Annotated in this window: 20 protein-coding genes; 17 read left to right on the forward strand and 3 right to left on the reverse strand. The window is 37.3% G+C overall.

Annotated elements, in window-relative coordinates; genetic code table 11:
- Positions 1–40 precede the first annotated feature (40 nt).
- On the reverse strand, positions 41–1,093 hold the full coding sequence (locus ACG94X_RS12815; RefSeq protein ID WP_419384108.1) for an AraC family transcriptional regulator: 1,053 nt from the start codon (positions 1,091–1,093) through the stop codon (positions 41–43).
- A 123-nt stretch (positions 1,094–1,216) separates the two neighbouring features.
- Between ACG94X_RS12815 and ACG94X_RS12820 the strand changes: the two genes are divergently transcribed.
- From ACG94X_RS12820 to ACG94X_RS12860, 9 genes are all read left to right on the forward strand, one after another.
- On the forward strand, positions 1,217–2,941 hold the full coding sequence (locus ACG94X_RS12820; RefSeq protein WP_419384109.1) for a neutral/alkaline non-lysosomal ceramidase N-terminal domain-containing protein: 1,725 nt from the start codon (positions 1,217–1,219) through the stop codon (positions 2,939–2,941).
- Positions 2,942–2,953: 12 nt separating this feature from the next.
- Entirely contained in the window at positions 2,954–4,297 is a 1,344-nt protein-coding gene (locus ACG94X_RS12825; RefSeq protein WP_419384110.1) for a D-arabinono-1,4-lactone oxidase, read from the forward strand.
- A 67-nt stretch (positions 4,298–4,364) separates the two neighbouring features.
- Positions 4,365–5,537, forward strand: a complete 1,173-nt coding sequence (locus tag ACG94X_RS12830) for an alanine racemase (protein WP_419384111.1) — start codon at positions 4,365–4,367, stop codon at positions 5,535–5,537.
- Between the two features lie 232 nt (positions 5,538–5,769).
- On the forward strand, positions 5,770–7,692 hold the full coding sequence (gene thrS / locus ACG94X_RS12835; protein WP_419384112.1) for a threonine--tRNA ligase: 1,923 nt from the start codon (positions 5,770–5,772) through the stop codon (positions 7,690–7,692).
- A 5-nt stretch (positions 7,693–7,697) separates the two neighbouring features.
- Positions 7,698–8,249 (forward strand): translation initiation factor IF-3, encoded by a 552-nt coding sequence (gene infC, locus ACG94X_RS12840; RefSeq protein ID WP_419384145.1) that lies wholly within the window; start codon positions 7,698–7,700, stop codon positions 8,247–8,249.
- Between the two features lie 241 nt (positions 8,250–8,490).
- The gene (locus ACG94X_RS12845) at positions 8,491–9,108 is read left to right on the forward strand and encodes a glutathione S-transferase N-terminal domain-containing protein (RefSeq protein WP_419384113.1); all 618 of its coding nucleotides are present in this window, start codon (positions 8,491–8,493) and stop codon (positions 9,106–9,108) included.
- Between the two features lie 87 nt (positions 9,109–9,195).
- Positions 9,196–9,477, forward strand: coding sequence for a hypothetical protein (locus ACG94X_RS12850; RefSeq protein ID WP_419384114.1), 282 nt, complete (start codon positions 9,196–9,198; stop codon positions 9,475–9,477).
- Between the two features lie 108 nt (positions 9,478–9,585).
- Entirely contained in the window at positions 9,586–9,945 is a 360-nt protein-coding gene (locus ACG94X_RS12855; RefSeq protein WP_419384115.1) for a hypothetical protein, read from the forward strand.
- Positions 9,946–9,949: 4 nt separating this feature from the next.
- Entirely contained in the window at positions 9,950–10,375 is a 426-nt protein-coding gene (locus tag ACG94X_RS12860) for a YqaA family protein (protein WP_419384116.1), read from the forward strand.
- Positions 10,376–10,556: 181 nt separating this feature from the next.
- On the opposite strand, the gene ACG94X_RS12865 is transcribed toward ACG94X_RS12860, so the two are convergent.
- Positions 10,557–11,309 (reverse strand): TonB family protein, encoded by a 753-nt coding sequence (locus ACG94X_RS12865; RefSeq protein WP_419384117.1) that lies wholly within the window; start codon positions 11,307–11,309, stop codon positions 10,557–10,559.
- A 597-nt stretch (positions 11,310–11,906) separates the two neighbouring features.
- Between ACG94X_RS12865 and rpmI the strand changes: the two genes are divergently transcribed.
- From rpmI to ACG94X_RS12890, 5 genes are all read left to right on the forward strand, one after another.
- Positions 11,907–12,101, forward strand: coding sequence for a 50S ribosomal protein L35 (gene rpmI, locus ACG94X_RS12870; protein WP_004278281.1), 195 nt, complete (start codon positions 11,907–11,909; stop codon positions 12,099–12,101).
- Positions 12,102–12,113: 12 nt separating this feature from the next.
- The gene (gene rplT, locus ACG94X_RS12875) at positions 12,114–12,473 is read left to right on the forward strand and encodes a 50S ribosomal protein L20 (RefSeq protein WP_419384118.1); all 360 of its coding nucleotides are present in this window, start codon (positions 12,114–12,116) and stop codon (positions 12,471–12,473) included.
- Positions 12,474–12,727: 254 nt separating this feature from the next.
- Entirely contained in the window at positions 12,728–13,108 is a 381-nt protein-coding gene (locus ACG94X_RS12880; RefSeq protein ID WP_419384119.1) for a hypothetical protein, read from the forward strand.
- A 125-nt stretch (positions 13,109–13,233) separates the two neighbouring features.
- The gene (locus ACG94X_RS12885) at positions 13,234–13,440 is read left to right on the forward strand and encodes a hypothetical protein (RefSeq protein ID WP_419384120.1); all 207 of its coding nucleotides are present in this window, start codon (positions 13,234–13,236) and stop codon (positions 13,438–13,440) included.
- Between the two features lie 104 nt (positions 13,441–13,544).
- Positions 13,545–14,078, forward strand: a complete 534-nt coding sequence (locus ACG94X_RS12890) for an AAA family ATPase (protein WP_419384121.1) — start codon at positions 13,545–13,547, stop codon at positions 14,076–14,078.
- A gap of 281 nt (positions 14,079–14,359) precedes the next feature.
- Here the strand turns inward: ACG94X_RS12890 and ACG94X_RS12895 are convergent, their stop codons facing one another.
- The gene (locus ACG94X_RS12895) at positions 14,360–15,379 is read right to left on the reverse strand and encodes a hypothetical protein (RefSeq protein ID WP_419384122.1); all 1,020 of its coding nucleotides are present in this window, start codon (positions 15,377–15,379) and stop codon (positions 14,360–14,362) included.
- A 169-nt stretch (positions 15,380–15,548) separates the two neighbouring features.
- Between ACG94X_RS12895 and pheS the strand changes: the two genes are divergently transcribed.
- From pheS to ACG94X_RS12910, 3 genes are all read left to right on the forward strand, one after another.
- Positions 15,549–16,529, forward strand: coding sequence for a phenylalanine--tRNA ligase subunit alpha (gene pheS, locus ACG94X_RS12900; protein ID WP_419384123.1), 981 nt, complete (start codon positions 15,549–15,551; stop codon positions 16,527–16,529).
- 139 nt (positions 16,530–16,668) lie between these two features.
- Positions 16,669–19,050 carry a phenylalanine--tRNA ligase subunit beta gene (pheT, locus tag ACG94X_RS12905; RefSeq protein WP_419384124.1) on the forward strand — a complete coding sequence of 794 codons (2,382 nt, stop codon included), beginning with the start codon at positions 16,669–16,671 and terminating at the stop codon, positions 19,048–19,050.
- Positions 19,047–19,343 (forward strand): integration host factor subunit alpha, encoded by a 297-nt coding sequence (locus ACG94X_RS12910; RefSeq protein ID WP_004723042.1) that lies wholly within the window; start codon positions 19,047–19,049, stop codon positions 19,341–19,343. Before pheT ends, ACG94X_RS12910 begins: the two co-directional genes overlap by 4 nt.
- Positions 19,344–19,518 lie beyond the last annotated feature (175 nt).

Genomic DNA, 19,518 nt, shown 5'->3' on the forward strand with positions numbered 1-19,518 from the left:
AGGTTTAATTGATAATTACAAGAACCAAAAATGACCATAATCACGAAAAAACTGAACTTGAGAGTATAGTTTTCTTATAGTCGCTGGGTGCATAACCTGTCCATCTTTTAAATGCACGTCGGAATTCACGTAGCTCACTAAACCCCAAAATTTGACTAATTTCACTGATTGAGTAATCATTTTTAAGTAAAATTTTGGCTTTATTTTCTAAAACTTGTTGCCGAATAAGTTGGAAATTAAGCCCTTCTTCGACTAATAAACGTCTGAGATGCCGTTCACTGATATGAAAATGTTGCGCTGCTTGGAGCATATCGAAGCGTTCAGGCAAGTGCGACAAGATCAAATGTTGTAGAACTTTAACCAAACTGCGCTGGTTGATTTGATTGACTTGATTTAAGGCTGTATCGCAAATTTGAATGGCTGTTTGATAATTGGCAGGGCTATAACTTTTAAGTGGTCTAGACAGTATAGATTGATTAAATCGAATGAGGTTTTTATTGCAATTGAACTGAATCGGGCAATTAAAAATGTGTTGGTAATCTTTTAAATAGGCAGAACCATCATAGCTGAGTTCTAAATTAATCAGATCATGGTGTTCATCAAGCATCATCTGTAAACAGGTCATAATACTGGCAAAAACTTCATCACAAAAAAAAGCTTTTAAATCACTACAAGGGCTACGTTCTGAAATTTCAATTTCGCAATAATCATTCACAATATTAAAAGAGAGGTCTAAGACACTGCCAGAAATGGGGTGATAATGCAGAGCCGTTTGCATTGCCTCAGTCACAGTCCTACAGGCCTGCATGGCAAAGCCTAAAATTCCCATCGAAACTTGACCTTCATGACTGCCCAGTAATAAACCGAGATGAGGGAGCTGCGTTTGCTTCACCGCTTGTCGTGTGACATGACAAATCTCTAAAAAACCAACAAATCCTTGCCCTTGACGGATCTGTGCTAAGTCTAGGTTTAAATTTTCAAACCATGTTTCATAAGACCATTGCTGTTGTTCTGCATAATGAATCAAACTGGTTAGAAGCATAGGCGGGATTAAAAAGTGAGGATCTGCAAATTCCGTTTGCTGTTTGTTCATAAAGTCCGATTAACCCCCCATATTTTTGTTTGTTTTACCCTAGTTGATATCGCATATTTTTGTTTAACTTTCAATTCGCATCTCGTGATAAGCATAATAATTCAGATAAAGGAATATTTCTGCATGTATATGGTAGGTTGGAATAAACAAGAAATACAGATTCAACCGAAGGGTTATGCCATGTTTGGCTATGGTATGTGGTCACATCGAGCTTATGAAAAGCGCAGCCCTTTATACGCACGTACATTTACGATTCGTGAAGCTCAAAAGACAGAACCTATCATTATTTGTTGTTTGGATTTTGGCTGTATTACCTACGCAATGCGAAGTGGTGTGGTTGAATCGCTAAAGCAGCAACTAAAAGATCGGTTTGATGAGCAACAACTACTTGTTTTAGCGACGCATACTCATTCTGGGCCGGGTGGGTGTGCATATGAGGCTTTATATAATATGCCGACACCAGGTTTTGTACCTGAACATTTAGCAGCTGTTGTGGATGCGGCAGTAACCAGTATTATTTATGCTCTGGAAGCCGAGCAACAAACTGAAATTCGCTATGGAACCAGTCAGTTTGATACAGATGTTCCTGTTGCATGGAATCGTGCATTAAAGTCTTATAATCGTAATCCAGACGTTCAGCAAAGAAGCATTAAAGAAACACATTTAGCATTGAATCGTGAAATGCAATTGATTGGTTTTTATCGCAATGATCAGCTTTGTTCGTTTATTTCATTATTCGGTGTACATGCAACGTGTTTGGGTAATAAATTAAAAGCTTATGATGGCGATAATAAAGGTTATGCAGCTAGTTTTAGTGAGCAATATTTACAAAGCAAAGGTAATTTAAATCCTGTCACTATTTTTGCTCAGGCTTCGGCAGGCGATGTTTCACCGCATTTTCATGGCTTAAATCAGGATAGGATTCGTAATAAAATTCAGGGCGAGCAAGAATATCAATATGCACAACAAAATGGTCGTTATCAAAGTGATTTAGCAATTCAAGCATTGCTACATTGCGAGCAAAAAATGGATGGTGAATTGGCTGGACTCTTATCTTATGTAGATTTGAGTCAAGTTGAAATTCCGACTGAATTTTCCAATGGGATCGACAATGCCAAAACCAGTGCTGCATGTCATGGTGTGGCATTTTTTGGCGGAACACCTGTAGATGGTAAAGGCGCAGCAAAGCCAATCACAATGGTCATGTCACTGCTTTCGAAGCAAGTTCGTAAAAAGCGCTTAGCCAATCCAAACGGAATAGATTATTTAAAATACAAAGCCTTATATGATTCCCAAGCTCCCAAAAATATTGTTTTAGAAAGTCCTGATAATCGCCTATTGGGTAAAGACTTAGATTTTCAGCCCAGTTTTTTAGACCCATTGATTGCGGAAATGAATCGTCAGGTTAAAGCAGGCGCTATTCAAAATAGCCCATTAGTTCCGCGTGTTTCACCCCTTCAAATTTTAAAACTTGGGCAGCTTGTATTGGTGTGCTGTCCAGGCGAAGTCACCACCACCGCAGGGCAGCGTTTAGTACAAACGGTTTATAAGGTTTTGACTAGTCCTTTATCTGTAAGTAAGGTTTGGTTGGCTTCATATTGTAATGATTATATGGGTTATATCACGACCAATGAGGAATATCAGCAACAAGGTTATGAAGGTGGGCATACCTTATTTGGACAATGGACACATGCGGCAATTCAATTCAAATTTCAGCAACTTGCACGGCAGCTCAATGTTGAGAAATCACAACGTGACTATGACCAAGTGAATCGCCCTGCAACGATTCCACAGCATGAGATTGATCAAAGAACCAATCATGGCAGTTTAAAAACTGCTGTGCGCTAAAGGATGAGCAATATGAATCAATCAACAGGTCAAACAATCAATCAGACAGAAGATCAAACGACTCATCACCAAATCAATGAAATAAAAAATACGTCCAAATGGAATAATTGGTCTGGTTATCAACACTCACAACCTGAACATATTCTCAAGCCACAAAATATTGAGCAAGTACAACAAATCGTGCAACAACATGCAAAAATAAGAGTGGTTGGAGCAGGGCATTCATTTACTCCGTTGGTATCTACGGATGCGACTTTACTGTCATTAGACCACATTGCAGGGTTTGTAGATTCGGATCAGCAGCGATCACAAGCCAGTATTTGGGCAGGTACAAGATTGTTTCATCTTGATCAGTATTTACAACCGATCAATCAAGCATTGATACAACAAGGGGATATTGATCAGCAAAGTTTGGCAGGTGCAGTTTCGACTGGAACGCATGGTACGGGTATCGATTTACATTGTATTTCAGCCTATGTAGAAGCATTTGAATTACTGACAGCGTCTGGTGAGATTTTGCGTTGTAATGAATATGAAAATAAAGATATTTTTGATGCTGGGCGGGTTTCTTTAGGCAGTTTGGGTGTTCTGACTAAAATTACCATGCAGAATAAACCACGTTATAAGCTTAAAGAGCATGTTGAGTTGGTCGCTGTTAGCGATTTAGTGACTAATATTGAACAGTGGAAAAAACAGCATCGTCATATTGAGTGTTTTGCATTTTCACATGCAGAAAAATTGATGTTAAAAACTTTAGATATTACAGAAGAACCCATTCAACCACGTAAACAGTCGTGGCCATCTGAAGATATGCTTTTGACGATGTGTTGTGAATTAACCCGTGCTTTTCCTACACTGAATCCTCATTTACAAAAGCTTTTAGGTGTATTTGTTAAACCGACGACTTTTGTAGATTGGTCAAGTCAGATTTTCCCGACACCACGCAATACTAAATTTAATGAAATGGAATATCAGATACCTGCTGAACACGGTATAGCGTGTTTGCAAGAAGTTTTGGCAGCTTTGAAAAAATCGCAATATCCGACATTTTTTCCAGTAGAGTTTCGCTTTGTCAAAGGTGACGATATTTGGTTGAGTCCATTTTATCAAAGAGATTCAGTTTCGATTTCTATTCACCAATTTCATAAACAAGAGCCGAGATTGTTATTTGACTTAGTCGAACCAATTTTGCAAAAGTTTCAAGGTCGCCCGCATTGGGGGAAAATGCATACAATGAATAGTTCACAGCTCAGTGCATTGTATCCAAAGTGGATGGATTTCATGCAAATAAGACAACAATTAGATCCTGCTGGAAAATTTTTAAATCCATATTTGGAATTATTGTTTGACCAATAGGATTGCTTGAGTCAGTTATACATTGAATATCGATTGTGAATATAAAATTGCAGGGTGGAGGGGTGTGATGAGTAGATTGAATACTATTTTTTTTGAACAATTGAATGGTGATTTAAAACGTAGAGAATATGCATTACCTCACCTAATTGTCGATGCTCAAGCACTTGAACAAAATCTGCAATATGTCACAACGCAATTGCGAGATGCAAAACAGTTGCAACCTCGAATTGTGGTGAAATCTTTAGCTTGTCTTGAATTATTAAAAATAATCAGTCAAAAGCTTTCGACACAGCGTTTTATGGTGTTTCATCTTCCTCAATTGTTACCCATACTGGAGAGTTTTTCGGGAGCGGATATTTTATTTGGTAAACCCATGCCAGTCAGCTTGGTGAAATATTTTTATAATGAAAATCACCATTGGCAAAGTTCAAATATTCAATGGTTGGTCGATAGCCATGAACGATTATTGGAATATCTAGATATCGCAAAATTATTTGCGCTTCGTTTGAAAATTAATATTGAAATTGATGTTGGATTACATCGTGGTGGTGTTAATACAAAGTCATCATTGAAACAGATGCTTGGTGTGATTCAGGAGCATACTGAATATTTAGAGTTTACGGGACTGATGGGTTATGACGCACATGTGACAAAATTACCTTCTATCATTAAAAAATCCGAAGACGCTTACCAAGAATCTCAACAAATTTATCAGGCTTATATCTCTATTATTCAGAATGACTTCTCTAAATTATGGCGTGATGATCTTTGTTTAAATGGGGGAGGAAGCCCCAGTTTTAGTTTTCATGTGAAACATAGCGTGTGTAATGATTTATCTTTTGGTTCAATGCTGCTTAAACCCAGTGATTTTGATGGTGATACTTTAAGTGTTTTGCAACCTGCATTATGGATTGCGACACCCGTTTTAAAGGTGCTGCCTCATACGCAACTGCCTGGACTGCCTTTTTTAAATAAACTTCCTCATGCGTATAAGGCTTTGTTTGTGTATGGTGGTTATTGGATGGCGGATTATATCTATCCAAAAGGCATTCGTCCGCATGTATTATATGGGCGTAGTACCAACCAAGAAATGGTGAATGTACCTAAAAATACTGAAATTGAAGTAGATGATTTTGTTTTTTTAAGACCGACGCAGAGCGAAGCCATTATTCCGCAATTTTCTAAACTGTATTGTTATCAAAATAGGCACTTTGAAGCATGGGAAAGTTTTAGGGAGTAGGGAGTAATTTTCAAAGTACCGCACTCCCACTATGAAATGTCAACAGACCTATAAATTTCGCTCTATTTCACAGAAGATCGTTGTAGAGGTTTATAAATTATCATTTAAGGTGTAAAATTTCACACACTTTTATTTTGTTCCACCGATTTTATCTTTTGAGGGTTTTCCTCGATCATAATCTCGCGGTGATATGCTCCATTGTACGGGGCATCACTCCTTAAGGATTTTAAATATGCCTATTATCACATTGCCAAATGGCGATCAAAAAAGTTTTGATCACGCCGTTTCCATCATGGAAGTTGCTCAAAGTATCGGACCTGGACTGGCTAAAAATACAGTTGCAGGGAAAGTAAATGGTCGCTTAGTAGATGCAAGTGATTTAATTACCGAAGACGCTACACTTGAAATTATCACACCTAAAAATCAAGAAGGCGTGGAAATTATTCGTCACTCATGTGCACATTTAGTGGGTCATGCGGTCAAACAATTATTTCCAGAAGCAAAAATGGTGATTGGCCCTGTCATAGAAGATGGTTTCTACTATGACATCTGGATGCCACGCCCATTCACATTAGATGATATGGCTGCAGTCGAAGAGCGTATGAAAAAGCTCATCGATCAAGATTATGAAGTCATTAAAAAAATGACACCACGTGACGAAGTGATTGCAGAATTTACATCTCGTGGCGAAGAATACAAATTGCGCTTGATTGCTGATATGCCTGAAGAAACTCAAATGGGCTTGTACTATCATCAAGATTATTTGGATATGTGTCGCGGTCCTCACGTACCGAATACTAAATTTTTAAAATCATTCAAACTCACTAAAATCTCTGGTGCTTACTGGCGTGGTGATGCGAAGAATGAACAGTTACAACGTATCTACGGTACAGCTTGGGCAGACAAAAAAGAACTCGCTGCTTATGTCAAACGTATCGAAGAAGCAGAAAAACGCGATCACCGCAAAATTGGTAAAGCATTAAATCTTTTCCATATGCAAGAAGAAGCACCGGGTATGGTGTTTTGGCATGCCAATGGTTGGACGATTTATCAAGTCCTTGAGCAATACATGCGTCAAGTACAAAATGACAACGGCTACCAAGAAATTAAAACACCACAAGTTGTTGATATTTCTTTGTGGGAAAAATCGGGTCATGCGGCAAACTATGCGGAAAATATGTTTACGACACATTCAGAAAGTCGTAACTATGCTGTAAAACCAATGAACTGCCCATGTCACGTGCAAGTATTTAACCAAGGTTTGAAATCTTACCGTGATTTGCCAATCCGTTTAGCAGAGTTTGGTTCATGCCATCGTAACGAACCATCGGGTTCATTACACGGTATTATGCGAGTACGTGGCTTTACGCAAGATGATGCACATATCTTCTGTACCGCAGATCAAGTTGCCAAAGAAGTTGAAGATTTTATTAAACTGACTTTAGATGTTTATAAAGATTTCGGTTTTGAAGAAGTTCAAATGAAACTGTCTACACGCCCAGAAAATCGTGTGGGAACAGAAGAAATGTGGGATAGTGCAGAAAAAGCATTGTCTGATGCTTTGGATCAAGCAGGTTTGCCATGGGATTTACAGCCAGGTGAGGGCGCATTTTATGGTCCGAAAATCGAATTTTCATTAAAAGACTGCTTAGGTCGCATCTGGCAATGTGGTACGATTCAGTATGATCCGAATATGCCAGAACGTTTAGATGCTTCGTATGTAACTGAAGATAACGATCGTGATCATCCAGTAATGTTACATCGTGCAATTCTTGGCAGTTTCGAACGTTTTATTGGTATACTAATTGAACACTATGCTGGCTTTATGCCACCTTGGCTGTCTCCTGTACAGGCATGTGTCATGAATATTACCGATTCTCAAGCAGTTGCTTGTGAGTCAGTGGTCGCAAAACTCAAAGAAAATGGAATTCGTGCAATTTCAGACTTGAGAAATGAGAAAATCGGCTTTAAGATTCGTGAGCGAACTTTAGAACGTATTCCCTACTTATTGGTACTTGGGGATCGAGAAGTGGAAGAAGGTACTGTCAATGTACGTACCCGTTCTGGAACAAATTTAGGTACTATGTCAATAGATGCATTTGTTGACCTAGTGAAAGCAGCCGTCGCCGAACGCGGCCGGTATATTGTGGAGTAAGAAAGATTAAACAGCCTGACCGTAACCAACAACAAGGTGCTAAGAGCAATCGTCCTGCATTGAACGATGAAATTAAGGCGAAAGAAGTTCGTCTCGTTGCTGCAGATGGTGAACAAAAAGGCATCGTTTCACTTGCTGAAGCGTTGCGTGCTGCGGAAGAAGTTGATCTTGACCTTGTTGAGATTGTTGCTAACGCAGAGCCGCCTGTTTGTAAAATCATGGATTTCAACAAACATTTATTTGATCTGAAGCAAAAACAGAAAGATGCCAAGAAAAAACAGCATCAGGTTCAGGTGAAAGAAATTAAGTTGCGTCCTGGTACTGATATTGGTGATTACAACATCAAGCTGCGTGCCATTCATAAGTTTCTTGAAGAAGGTAACAAAGTTAAGATTACCTTGCGTTTCCGTGGTCGTGAAATGGCGCATCAACAACTAGGTCTTGCTCAATTGCAAAGAATTGAAGCTGACGTAGCTGACTTTGGTGTGATTGAACAATCACCAAAAATGGAAGGTCGTCAAATGGGTATGTTACTTGGTCCTAAAAAGAAAAAGTAATATTCTGTTGATACCGAGAAAGCACTGCATTTGCAGTGCTTTTTTTATGGAATAAATATGCTCTAGTTGTTTAGATTTATAGATAAAAATCATGAATAATCTAAAGGTTATACATTTACATAACAAAATATTAAGGTTTAAAGGCCATAATATATTGCGGTCTTGTTAGTAAAAACATGATATAAAAGTATCATGAATTATGAAAATATTTAAAAAATACAGCAAAAAAGAAGGGCTGAACATGATTGATTTATATTATTGGGGTACACCCAATGGTCATAAAATTACCATCGCATTGGAAGAAATGGGATTGGAATATCAAATATTTCCCATCAATATTTTAGAAAATGATCAATTTCAACCTGATTTTTTAAAAATTTCTCCAAACAATAAAATTCCTGCCATTGTCGATCAAGATGGTCCAAATGGTGAGGCGATTTCAGTATTTGAATCGGGCGCAATTTTACAGTATTTAGGTCGTAAAACAGGATTGTATTATCCAAGCGATGAGCAAGATCGTGTTGAAGTTGAACAATGGTTGATGTGGCAAATGGGTGGCTTGGGACCAATGCTTGGGCAAAATCACCATTTTAGTCAATTTGCGAAAGAAAAAGTTCCCTATGCTATTGATCGTTATGTGGCTGAAACAAAACGTTTATATTCTGTTTTAAATAAACAGCTCATTGGGCAGAAATTTGTGGCAGGTGAGTATTCGATTGCGGATATGGCGATTCTACCGTGGCTGCTACGTTATGAGTGGCAACAGATTCAGCTTGAAGATTATCCTTATGTGAAAGAATATATTGAGCGTTTGACTGCTCGCCCTGCAGTACAAAGAGCATTATCAATCAAAGTGTAAAATGTATTTTATGTTAAGATAACAAGCCACCGTTGGTGGTTTTTTATTTTTAGATAGTCGTTTTTTAATGCTAGGTAGGCTTTGATAATGAAAGATTTCTTTTTAAATTTCACCAAGATTTTAGAGTCAAATTCGAAAATATACTGGAGCATTATTGTCGGCATCGTAGGCTGTGTAATTTTATATATTATTGAAATTGTTCATATTCAAAATGTACTAGGGCATCTGAATAGCCAAGAGTCAGCAGCCATTAGAAATGTGATTGATCCAATTGTCCAACGTTATCAGTGGTCACGTTTTGCTGTGGTTGGAGTTACAATATTTTGGGCTGTATTTGAATATTTTAAAACAAAAAAGCATTTAATTTAAAATAACATTGCTATTGAACTGAATGGAAGTCCGATTAATATGCTATTGAAATATAAGTATATACAGCATTTTTTCTTGTCCCTAGGAATATTATGTAGTGCTGCAATAGTGAGTTCAATAGTACAATACCAATCTGCGATGGACTATTTGTGGGGGATTGTTTTAGCAGTTGTTGTCATTCCTAGTTTAATTTTTTCTTTAATCTTTGCTTTAATTCAAGTGCGATTAGGACAAACGATTCTCAATACTATTCTTTTAGTGAGTTTACTGGCCATTTATATTGTATTTTTTATATATAGCAAGCTTCATTTAGATAGCAATTGGAATGATGTTTCGGAAGGGCGAATAAAACTTACGCTAATTCAACAAATTTTAAAATCTGACTGGAGTTATTGGACAGCTTTTATTTTACCTTGGATTATTTCAATATTAATCTATATGTTTAGATCCAAGAAAATTACATATTAACGCAATGGCTTATCTTTTATTATTTATTTCTGCCTTTGGGGCAGCGACTTTACTTCCTTTACAATCAGAGGCGGTACTTGTTGGCTTATTGATGCAGCATAAATATTCCGTTGCATTATTAATTATCGTTGCTTCTATTGGTAATATTTTAGGTTCTTGCGTCAACTGGTATTTGGGGTTGAGAATAGAACGATTTAAAGATAAGAAGTGGTTTCCTGTTTCAGAAAATAATATGATTAAAGCTGAAAAGATTTATCAAAAATATGGTTTTTGGTCGTTATTACTCAGTTGGTTACCTATGATTGGCGACCCAATTACCTTGATTGCTGGATTGTTTAGAGAAAAATTTTGGCGTTTTTTACTCATGGTTTTTATTGCTAAAACAGGTAGATATATTTGTATTTACTTAATATTTCAGGGATGGTTGTAAATATTGAAGGGTAGGTATCTTTTGAGAAATCGTCCCTCATATCTGAGCAATACATGGCACAAGAGAAGGAAAAGCCAATATTGGTTTTAAAACCTATTTAATCGTAACCATTTGGTAGTTGAATCTGCCTTTATAAAATGAGAAAAGGATTGGAATATCAATATCCCAATCCATGATGATTTTAATGACAATCATTCATTTTAAATTTAATTTCATCTTTAAAAGTAGATTGTTTATATATCCATAAAGTTCGGTAAGAACGTTTGACATCAACCTGAGCATGTTCAACAGCTTCAATCACTTGTTGGTCAATTGCATTAACACCAGAGCGTTTGGTTAAGTTAACATGGCTAATTTCACCTTGTTTATTCGCCTTAAATTTGAATTTTACAACACGATCTTTATTTTTTAATAAATCTTGTTCGAGTGATAATTGTGGTTGTTTGGTGTAGCTGAATGCTGTGGATTTATTTTTTTCCTGTTTCACCCAATTTTGTGAAATGAAATGATAAGTACATAGAGTTGTCTGTGTATGATCTTGAGCATTTTCCAAATTTAAGCTAAAGGTTTGATAGCCTATCATTGGAATCAATTTTCCATTCTTTTTAATGGGTTTAACTTTTGCTTGTTCGACAGCATTGACGAGTTTCTCATCTAAAATACGCAGTCCAGTGCTGTCTTGTACGTCTGCATTGACTACGTTGCCTGAAGCATCAGTTTGAACACGAATGATCGCTGAACGATTCTGATTTTTAAGTTCTGAAACTTGATAACTGATCTGAGGAAATTTGATCCATTGAATACGCGTGGTCAAATGTTGAGATTGGACTTGTTCAGATTGAACACCATGCACTTGGATCGTTGGAAGTTTATCGGCGCTATAGCCAAAAGTTGGAATGGTGATTAGGCAGATAAGAGTAAGAACTTTGTTCATAATTTTAGCGATCCATGCCGTTAGGTGCATGTGAGTGATTTTAGTGCCCGAAGTATTTATCGAATTTTAGTATCCTGCAATAGAAAATGTATCAAGAGGTGTATTTTTTACTATTTTTTAATGATGTTATTTCCAGTTTATTACTTATTCGGGGTTTCATGAATTTTTTGGTGATATTTGCAGAAATAGTTTAGTGGTTTTTATCTGACTTATTGCAATGATTGTCATTACTGTAGATTCATGCAACATAGTGATTGAATGTGATAAACATAGTGATTGAATGTGATAAACATAGTGATTGAATGTGATAATTGATAAATCTCGATAAGCAGAGCTCAGCAAAAACATCTGTATTAGTTTTAAAGGGATCCATTTTATCGTGATGTCATTATTGTAAAAATAGTTAAATTCATTGATTAAAATTATTGATGATTTTTAGATCGGAAAATACATTAATCAAAGCTAAGATTTCAATGAAATAAGCATTAGTTTAGCTTTTGTTTTATGGGTTTTTGCTTTAGAATATTCGCTCCCTTACCTGCAGGTCGTTATCGCAATGGTGCGAACGCTCCGAACAGGTGTTCAAAAGAGGTTGTTATGCCTAAGATGAAAACTCGCCGTGGTGCAGCTAAACGTTTTAAAGCGACTGCTAACGGTTTCAAGCGTAAACAAGCGTTCAAACGCCACATTTTGACCAAAAAATCTGCTAAGCGTATCCGTCAATTACGCGGCTGTGTAATGGTTCACGTTAGTGACGTTGCTTCAGTTCGCCGTATGTGCCCATACATCTAAGGAGATTTATAAATGGCTCGTGTAAAACGTGGTGTACAGGCGCATCGTCGTCATAAAAAAATTCTTGCTCGTGCTAAAGGTTACTACGGCGCGCGTTCACGTGTTTATCGTGTAGCGTTCCAAGCAGTAATTAAAGCTGGTCAATATGCTTATCGTGACCGTCGTCAAAAGAAACGTCAATTCCGCGCTTTGTGGATTGCACGTATCAATGCTGGTGCTCGTCTAAATGGTTTGTCGTACAGCCGTATGATCGATGGCTTGAAAAAAGCTCAAGTGATCATCGACCGTCGCGTACTTGCAGACATCGCTATGCATGATGCAGTTGCATTTGCTGCTATCGCTGCTATCGCTAAAGGCGCATTAGCTGCTTAATCATCTTCTGATGATTGAAAAAAGACCGCTTTTTAGCGGTCTTTTTTATGATTGTTTGTTTTATTTGTTTCCAAGCATCAATCGTTGCGAATATCGTAGTAATTAATTTCATGTTTGAAAAATATTGAGTGTGATATGGGGGGGGGGCTAAAATAAATTGCTAGTAATGCTGAGTCATATTTTTGAAATTATTAATTATTGAAGGTATTATTAGATAATAAAGTGTTTTGAATTTTTAAATAAATAAGTGACTTATGCGCAAACAATACCATTTTCGCCAAGTGGGTGATGATACATATATTTGGGATGTACATCGTTTAGTAGAGCTGAGTCAGGATTTTCCAATTCACGATGTTCTATTGTCAGATATTAAAGAGCTGAATGAAGCCTATTGGTTTCCAAACTCGCATCCTACAACACAAAATATTATTGAACATATTCAACTTATTCAAGCCGCAGATTTAAGTTATCCGATTATATTATCTGCAGATGGTCGTGTGATGGATGGTATGCATCGCATTGCAAAAGCCAAATTGCAGAATTTATTTACAATCAAAGCTGTAAATTTTCAGCTAACACCTGAAGCTGATTATATCAATATTGATGAAAATGATCTTGATTACGACGATGAATGACAATGTTACTTTATTATTTACGCTTTTAAAGTTGTTGAATATATACACAATATCAACATGAAAAATATAGTTCTTTTATCACAGCTCACCTAAAGTAGAAATATAATAAGAATTGGAGATTGAAAATGCGTGTTGAAATTGAAGGTGTGTCACAGGGTTCTATTGAAGTTCAATTACAACTATTGCCAAGAATTGGCGAAACGATAAAAGTTATGTATGGCGCTGATGCGGAAGTCAAAGGTGAGATAATAGGGTTGCAGCACAATATCAACCAACATGCCGATGAACATAAAGTGATTTTAACAATTCGTCCTGTTGTTTTGTGTGAGTAACTTAAAGACCATTTATTTCGCAAATTTTTTATTCTAAAGCTTTACAGAATTTGTTAATTTTTATAAAAAGTAGCCATGTGAGCTACTTTTTTATTTGGTGTGTGATGAAAAAAATAAATGTGATAGGAACCTCAGCTTCAGGAAAGACAACATTTTCTAGAAAATTGGCTCAAAAATTGAATTTAAACTACATTGAGTTAGACGATTTATTGTGGATGGATGATTGGCAGGAAACGGCTGATGGCGAGTTCTTTCAAAAATTGAGAAAGAGCATGGATAAGGCTAAACATGGTTATGTTATTGATGGAAATTATAGTCGTACCACTCATATGACGTGGCAAGAGATAGACACTGCAATTTGGCTAGATTTACCTTTTCATATCAATTTGTTTAGATCAGTAAAACGGGCTGTTAATCGTTCACTTTTTAGGAAAAAACTATGGCAAAGCTCGAATAATAAAGAAAGTTTTTCTCGAATGTTAAGTCGTGATTCAATTATTCTCTGGATGATTAAAACGCATCAAAAGAATCGGAAAAAGTATCTGGAAAAGATGAATGACCCTCAATATTCACATATTCGATTCATTCATTTGAAATCTACAAAAGAAATAGAGCAATTTTTAGAAAATAGCAGGTAGTCATAACGTCTGATGAAGCGCTTAAACTTTTTGTTCAATACTTCTGATAAAACGATTGTTGAAGCTTCGCCTGATGACAAAATTTGGGGAATTGGTTAGTCGACGATGATGAAAATGCTGAAAACCATTGCAATAGAAAAGTTTAAATTTCTTAGGTTTTGCTTTTATAGAAGTGAGAAAGCAACTCTAAATTTAAAGTTGCTTTCATTGATCGTTCAAATTGATGGATTCAAACAGTAATTGCAAACAATCGTTTATAGATAGCAAACCATGTTTAAACTTTATAGTCCAAAATAATAGGCTGCAAGGCAGATCAATAAAGTGATGAAAATCAGTGTAAAGACACTGGTTTTAGCATATTTATGTTCAGTTTGCGGTTTTGCGCTAAATGCTGAGCGTGATTCATTTACTTGTGGCTCAAATGGCGACACAATTTCTTTCGGTGTTAAACGTGCAGACTTGTAATGATTGGCGACCTTGGTTACAAATTTTGCGGTTAGATCATCCAGTTTTTGTGAAAAATGGCGTAAATTCATTTGTACATCTGGGCTGAGCGTTTGTTCATTTTCATCATAAGGATGCTGAATTTTATCTTCTAAGAACTGTGATAATGCATCTAAACGGTTTAAAGTTTCATGGGCATAATCTGCTTGATAGTCTGTTGGTAGTAAAGAAAGCTTCAAGCTTCCATCATCAAGTAATTGGTCTGCGGCACGAATACCATAATAAGGTAAGCTTTTATTATTTGGCTCTTGGAAGCCTTGAGCAAATTGAGTATCAAATAGCTCATTTTCAGTAAAGGCTTGAATATCATCCCAATTGGGTTGAACCAAATCTTGGTCAATTCGTTTGAAATATTTTGAATTGAGATCAAAACGCCAAAAAATTTCTTGGCGAATTGGACTACATTGAGTTTTGGGTGCTTCATAGTCATTATCTGCGGTATACCATTCAGCCAGTTCTTTGCCAAAAATCCATGCAGTTTTTTTATTCTGCTCATGACTGACAATAAAATGGGTAATGGGTAAGAGTTCTACATTTGCATTGGGATTTTTTTCGTCATTTAATACACTGGAACTATGCAAAGTTAAACGAGTCGTCCCTTGTTTTTTAATACCTTCCAACCAAACTTGAAAATGTTGGGCAAGTAAATGTTGACGTATTAAATCTCTAAAATTAAATGCATGCTGATTGAAAATTGCATGATTTACCCAACGGGTAAAGCTCAAATTTTGAGTAAGATACTCATTACCGTAGGTGACTAGGGTAAGTTGTTGTTTCCAAATTGGGTCGAGTGCCATTTGTTATAGATCTCGGTGACTGTCTCTATGTAAGTCTGATTATCTTATACTTTTTATAATAGAAATTACTAATCTAATTTTCCTGTCTAGTAAGCTTCATCCATCTGCATAAAAACTGTTAGAATGCACGGTTATATTATTTTTCTAAATTGTTGCTTTGAGAGTTATTATGTCACTGGAAGCCCTGACCACTGAAGCGCTCGCTGCGATTGCAGCAGCTCAAGACCTTGTTACACTCGATCAAGTCCGAGTGCAATTTACAGGGAAAAAAAGCCAGCTTGCGGAACAGTCAAAATCTTTAGGTAAAATGGATGCCGAAGAACGTAAAGTTTTTGGTGCTCAGATTCATGCTGCACGTGAAGCCATTACAACCGCACTGACTGAACGCCAGACAGAATTACAAAAAGCTGGACTAGAACAAAAACTTGCAAGTGAAACTATCGATATTACCTTGCCGGGTCGTGGACAAACTATAGGTAGTATTCATCCTGTTACTCAAGTTCAAGAACGCATTTGCCAGTTCTTTACCAAAGCAGGTTTTACCGTTGAAACGGGTCCAGAAGTTGAAGATGATTATCACAATTTTGAAGCTTTGAATATTCCAGGGCATCACCCTGCACGTGCGATGCACGATACGTTTTATTTTGATGCAAATCATTTACTCCGTACCCATACATCTGGTGTGCAAGTTCGTACCATGGAAAAGAATCAACCACCGATTCGTATTGTATGTCCAGGTCGTGTGTATCGTTGTGACTCAGATCAAACGCATTCTCCAATGTTCCATCAGATTGAAGGCTTATACGTTGCGGAAAATACTAGTTTCGCTGAATTGAAAGGTTTATTAATTAATCTTCTCAATGAGTTTTTCGAGAAAGATTTAAAAGTGCGTTTCCGTCCATCTTATTTCCCATTCACAGAGCCAAGTGCGGAAGTGGATATTATGGATGAACGTGGCCGTTGGTTAGAAGTTTTGGGTTGCGGTATGGTGCATCCGAATGTGCTTCAAGCTGCAGGTATTGATCCTGAAAAATATAAAGGCTTTGCATTTGGTTTAGGTGTAGAACGTTTTGCAATGTTGCGTTATGGCATCAATGACTTACGCATGTTCTACCAAAATGATGTGCGTTTTTTACGCCAATTTGCTTAATGGTTTAAACAGTTATTTAAAATATTGAAATTCCCCTAAATCCCCCTTTGAGAAAGGGGGACTGTCACGAATAAATATAAAGTGAGCAGTTTTCTCCTCTTTTTTAAAGAGGGGTTAGGGGAGATTAAGGAATAAATGCATGAAAATTAGTGAAAATTGGCTTCGCACGTGGGTAAATCCTGCTATCGATAGCGAAACTTTATCTGACCAATTGACGATGCTCGGTTTAGAGGTTGATGATTTAACACCTGCGGCTAAGCCATTTACAGGTGTAGTGGTTGGTGAGGTTTTGTCTGTAGAGCAGCACCCAGATGCAGATCGTTTGCGTGTAACAACAGTTAATATTGGTACAGGTGAACCACTTCAAATCGTATGTGGTGCGCCGAATGTACGTGTAGGTATGAAAGCACCTGTTGCAACCATTGGTGCCGTATTACCTGGTGATTTTAAAATCAAAAAAGGCAAATTACGCGGAATTGAATCGCAAGGGATGCTATGTGGTGCTTCTGAAATTGACCTAGAAGATAAAATTGATGGTCTTTTGGAACTTCCAGTTGATGCACCTGTCGGAGCGGACATTCGTGAATATCTAAATCTTGATGATCATGTTATCGATATCAGTATCACGCCAAACCGTGGTGATTGCTTCAGTATTCGTGGGATCGCACGTGAAATTGGTGTGATTAATCAACTTGCTGTGACAGCTCCTGAAATTTCAGAGGTTGCTGCAACGATAGCTGATCAAAAACAAGTGCTTGTAAATACCGATGGTTGCCCTCGTTATTTGGGTCGTGTTATTAAGAACGTTAATACCAAAGCTTCAACACCTGCGTGGATGGAGCAAGCATTATCACGTTCAGGTATTCGTCAGCACAGTATTTTAGTCGATATTACCAACTATGTACTCATAGAATTGGGTCAGCCTTTACATGCTTTTGATGGTGGGAAAGTTGAGGGTGCTGTGCATGTACGCCAAGCAACGGCTACTGAAAAATTAACTTTGCTCAATGAACAAGAAATCGAACTCACAGAGAATGTGATGGTGATTGCGGATGATGCGAAGGCATTGGCAATTGCAGGTATTATGGGTGGATTAGCTTCATCTGTAACGGATGAAACGACAGAAATTTTCCTTGAATCTGCATTTTTTGCGCCACTTGCAATTGTAGGTCGTGCTCGTCGTTATGGTTTGCATACCGATGCATCACAACGTTATGAACGTGGTGTAGATTTTGAATTGCCAATGATTGCAATGAATCGTGCATCACAATTGATTGCAGAGCTTGCAGGCGGCGAGTTTGGTCCAATCACGATTGCTGAAAATGCAGCACTATTACCAAAACGTGAATCGATTGAGCTAAATCAGGCGCAAGTCAATCAATTACTTGGTTATAAAGTAGACTCAGCATTTATTACAGATGCACTGCAACGTTTAGGTTGTGAAGTGACTGTAAAAGCTGAAGGTGAATGGATGGTTATTCCTCCATCACACCGTTATGATATGGCAATTTATCAAGATTTGATTGAAGAAGTTGCTCGTATTCATGGTTATGACAATATTCAAATCAGCTTGCCTGTGATTGATGTAAAACTTGCAAAACATCAAGATCAGTTTGAATTACCACAATTGCGCCAAACTTTGGTGACTTTAGGTTATCAAGAAGCAATTAGCTTTAGTTTTGCCGATTTAAAACTGGAAAAACAGCTGAATCCAAATGTAAATCCTTTGGCTTTGGCAAACCCGATTTCAAGTGATCTGGCTGTGATGCGCTCAACGTTGCTTTCAAGCTTAATTCCTTGTGTGCAATACAATATTAATCGTCAGCAAAGCCGTGTTCGCTTCTTTGAACTTGGTTTACGTTTTGATTATCAGAATGCTGAAAATATTAATGGTCTCAAACAAATTCCAACACTGGCAATGGTTGCGGTGGGTTCTAAGCAAGCTGAATCATGGCATGGCAAAGTTCAGTCTATGGATTTCTTTGACTTTAAAGGTGAAGTTGAAGAAATACTCGCTGCTGGTCGTGTGAATGTTGAATACGTTCGTTCTGAGCGTGAATGGCTACATCCGGGTCAATCTGCTGAAATTTTAGTGGATGGCCAATCTATCGGCTATTTAGGTCGTTTACACCCATCTTTAGAAAATGCACTCGATTTGAGCACAACTTGGGTAGCGGAACTCGATCAATTGGCTGTTTTGCAAACTTATGTATCTAATTTTACAGAATTATCACGATTTCCATCGGTTAGACGTGATATTGCGCTTGTAATTAGTGATAAGATTAATGTTAGTGAAATTCAGCAACTTATCGGAAAAACGGGTGGAGAGCTATTAGACTCATCTTGGTTATTCGATGTGTACACTGGTCAAGGTGTCGAAGAAGGTAAACGCTCACTTGCATTTGCTTTATTATGGCAACATCCATCACGTACGCTTGAAGATGCTGAAATTAAGTCCGGTATGGATAATATTATTCAAGTGTTGGAAAGCACTTATCAAGCGACATTGAGGGCCTCATGACAGCATTAACAAAAGCAGAAATGGCTGATCATTTAAGTGAGCTTACGAGTTTAAATCGCCGTGAAGCAAAACAAATGGTCGAGTTGTTTTTTGATGAAATTAGCCAGGCATTAATTGCTGGTGAACAAGTCAAACTTTCAGGATTTGGTAACTTTGAGCTACGTGACAAACGTCAGCGTCCAGGTCGTAATCCAAAAACTGGAGAGGAAATTCCAATCTCAGCACGTCGTGTTGTGACATTCCGTGCAGGACAGAAATTTAGACAACGTGTGGGTACTGAACAAGAGGATTAATTCTTCATTGTATGTACTGGAAAAACCCTAAGTTTTTACTTGGGGTTTTTTATTGCTTGGAAATTGATGGATCGTTTTATTGTATGGTTTGGCGTGATGGGAGTATGAACGTAGAAGATATTTTTGGATAATGAATTGATTGTTTTTTTAAGATATACAAATATACGTGCAAAAA

Source organism: Acinetobacter psychrotolerans (assembly GCF_048552595.1).
Taxonomy (GTDB): Bacteria; Pseudomonadota; Gammaproteobacteria; order Pseudomonadales; family Moraxellaceae; genus Acinetobacter.

Coding starts and splice junctions, on each gene's coding strand:
- ACG94X_RS12880 (WP_419384119.1), top strand. CDS start 12,728: ATGCGCAAACAATACCATTTTCGCCAAGTGGGTGATGATACATATATT.
- ACG94X_RS12845 (WP_419384113.1), top strand. CDS start 8,491: ATGATTGATTTATATTATTGGGGTACACCCAATGGTCATAAAATTACC.
- pheT (WP_419384124.1), top strand. CDS start 16,669: ATGAAAATTAGTGAAAATTGGCTTCGCACGTGGGTAAATCCTGCTATC.
- ACG94X_RS12865 (WP_419384117.1), bottom strand. CDS start 11,309: ATGAACAAAGTTCTTACTCTTATCTGCCTAATCACCATTCCAACTTTT.
- ACG94X_RS12895 (WP_419384122.1), bottom strand. CDS start 15,379: ATGGCACTCGACCCAATTTGGAAACAACAACTTACCCTAGTCACCTAC.
- ACG94X_RS12850 (WP_419384114.1), top strand. CDS start 9,196: ATGAAAGATTTCTTTTTAAATTTCACCAAGATTTTAGAGTCAAATTCG.
- rpmI (WP_004278281.1), top strand. CDS start 11,907: ATGCCTAAGATGAAAACTCGCCGTGGTGCAGCTAAACGTTTTAAAGCG.
- ACG94X_RS12815 (WP_419384108.1), bottom strand. CDS start 1,093: ATGAACAAACAGCAAACGGAATTTGCAGATCCTCACTTTTTAATCCCG.
- ACG94X_RS12910 (WP_004723042.1), top strand. CDS start 19,047: ATGACAGCATTAACAAAAGCAGAAATGGCTGATCATTTAAGTGAGCTT.
- ACG94X_RS12860 (WP_419384116.1), top strand. CDS start 9,950: ATGGCTTATCTTTTATTATTTATTTCTGCCTTTGGGGCAGCGACTTTA.
- ACG94X_RS12820 (WP_419384109.1), top strand. CDS start 1,217: ATGTATATGGTAGGTTGGAATAAACAAGAAATACAGATTCAACCGAAG.
- thrS (WP_419384112.1), top strand. CDS start 5,770: ATGCCTATTATCACATTGCCAAATGGCGATCAAAAAAGTTTTGATCAC.
- rplT (WP_419384118.1), top strand. CDS start 12,114: ATGGCTCGTGTAAAACGTGGTGTACAGGCGCATCGTCGTCATAAAAAA.
- ACG94X_RS12830 (WP_419384111.1), top strand. CDS start 4,365: ATGAGTAGATTGAATACTATTTTTTTTGAACAATTGAATGGTGATTTA.
- ACG94X_RS12890 (WP_419384121.1), top strand. CDS start 13,545: ATGAAAAAAATAAATGTGATAGGAACCTCAGCTTCAGGAAAGACAACA.
- ACG94X_RS12885 (WP_419384120.1), top strand. CDS start 13,234: ATGCGTGTTGAAATTGAAGGTGTGTCACAGGGTTCTATTGAAGTTCAA.
- ACG94X_RS12825 (WP_419384110.1), top strand. CDS start 2,954: ATGAATCAATCAACAGGTCAAACAATCAATCAGACAGAAGATCAAACG.
- pheS (WP_419384123.1), top strand. CDS start 15,549: ATGTCACTGGAAGCCCTGACCACTGAAGCGCTCGCTGCGATTGCAGCA.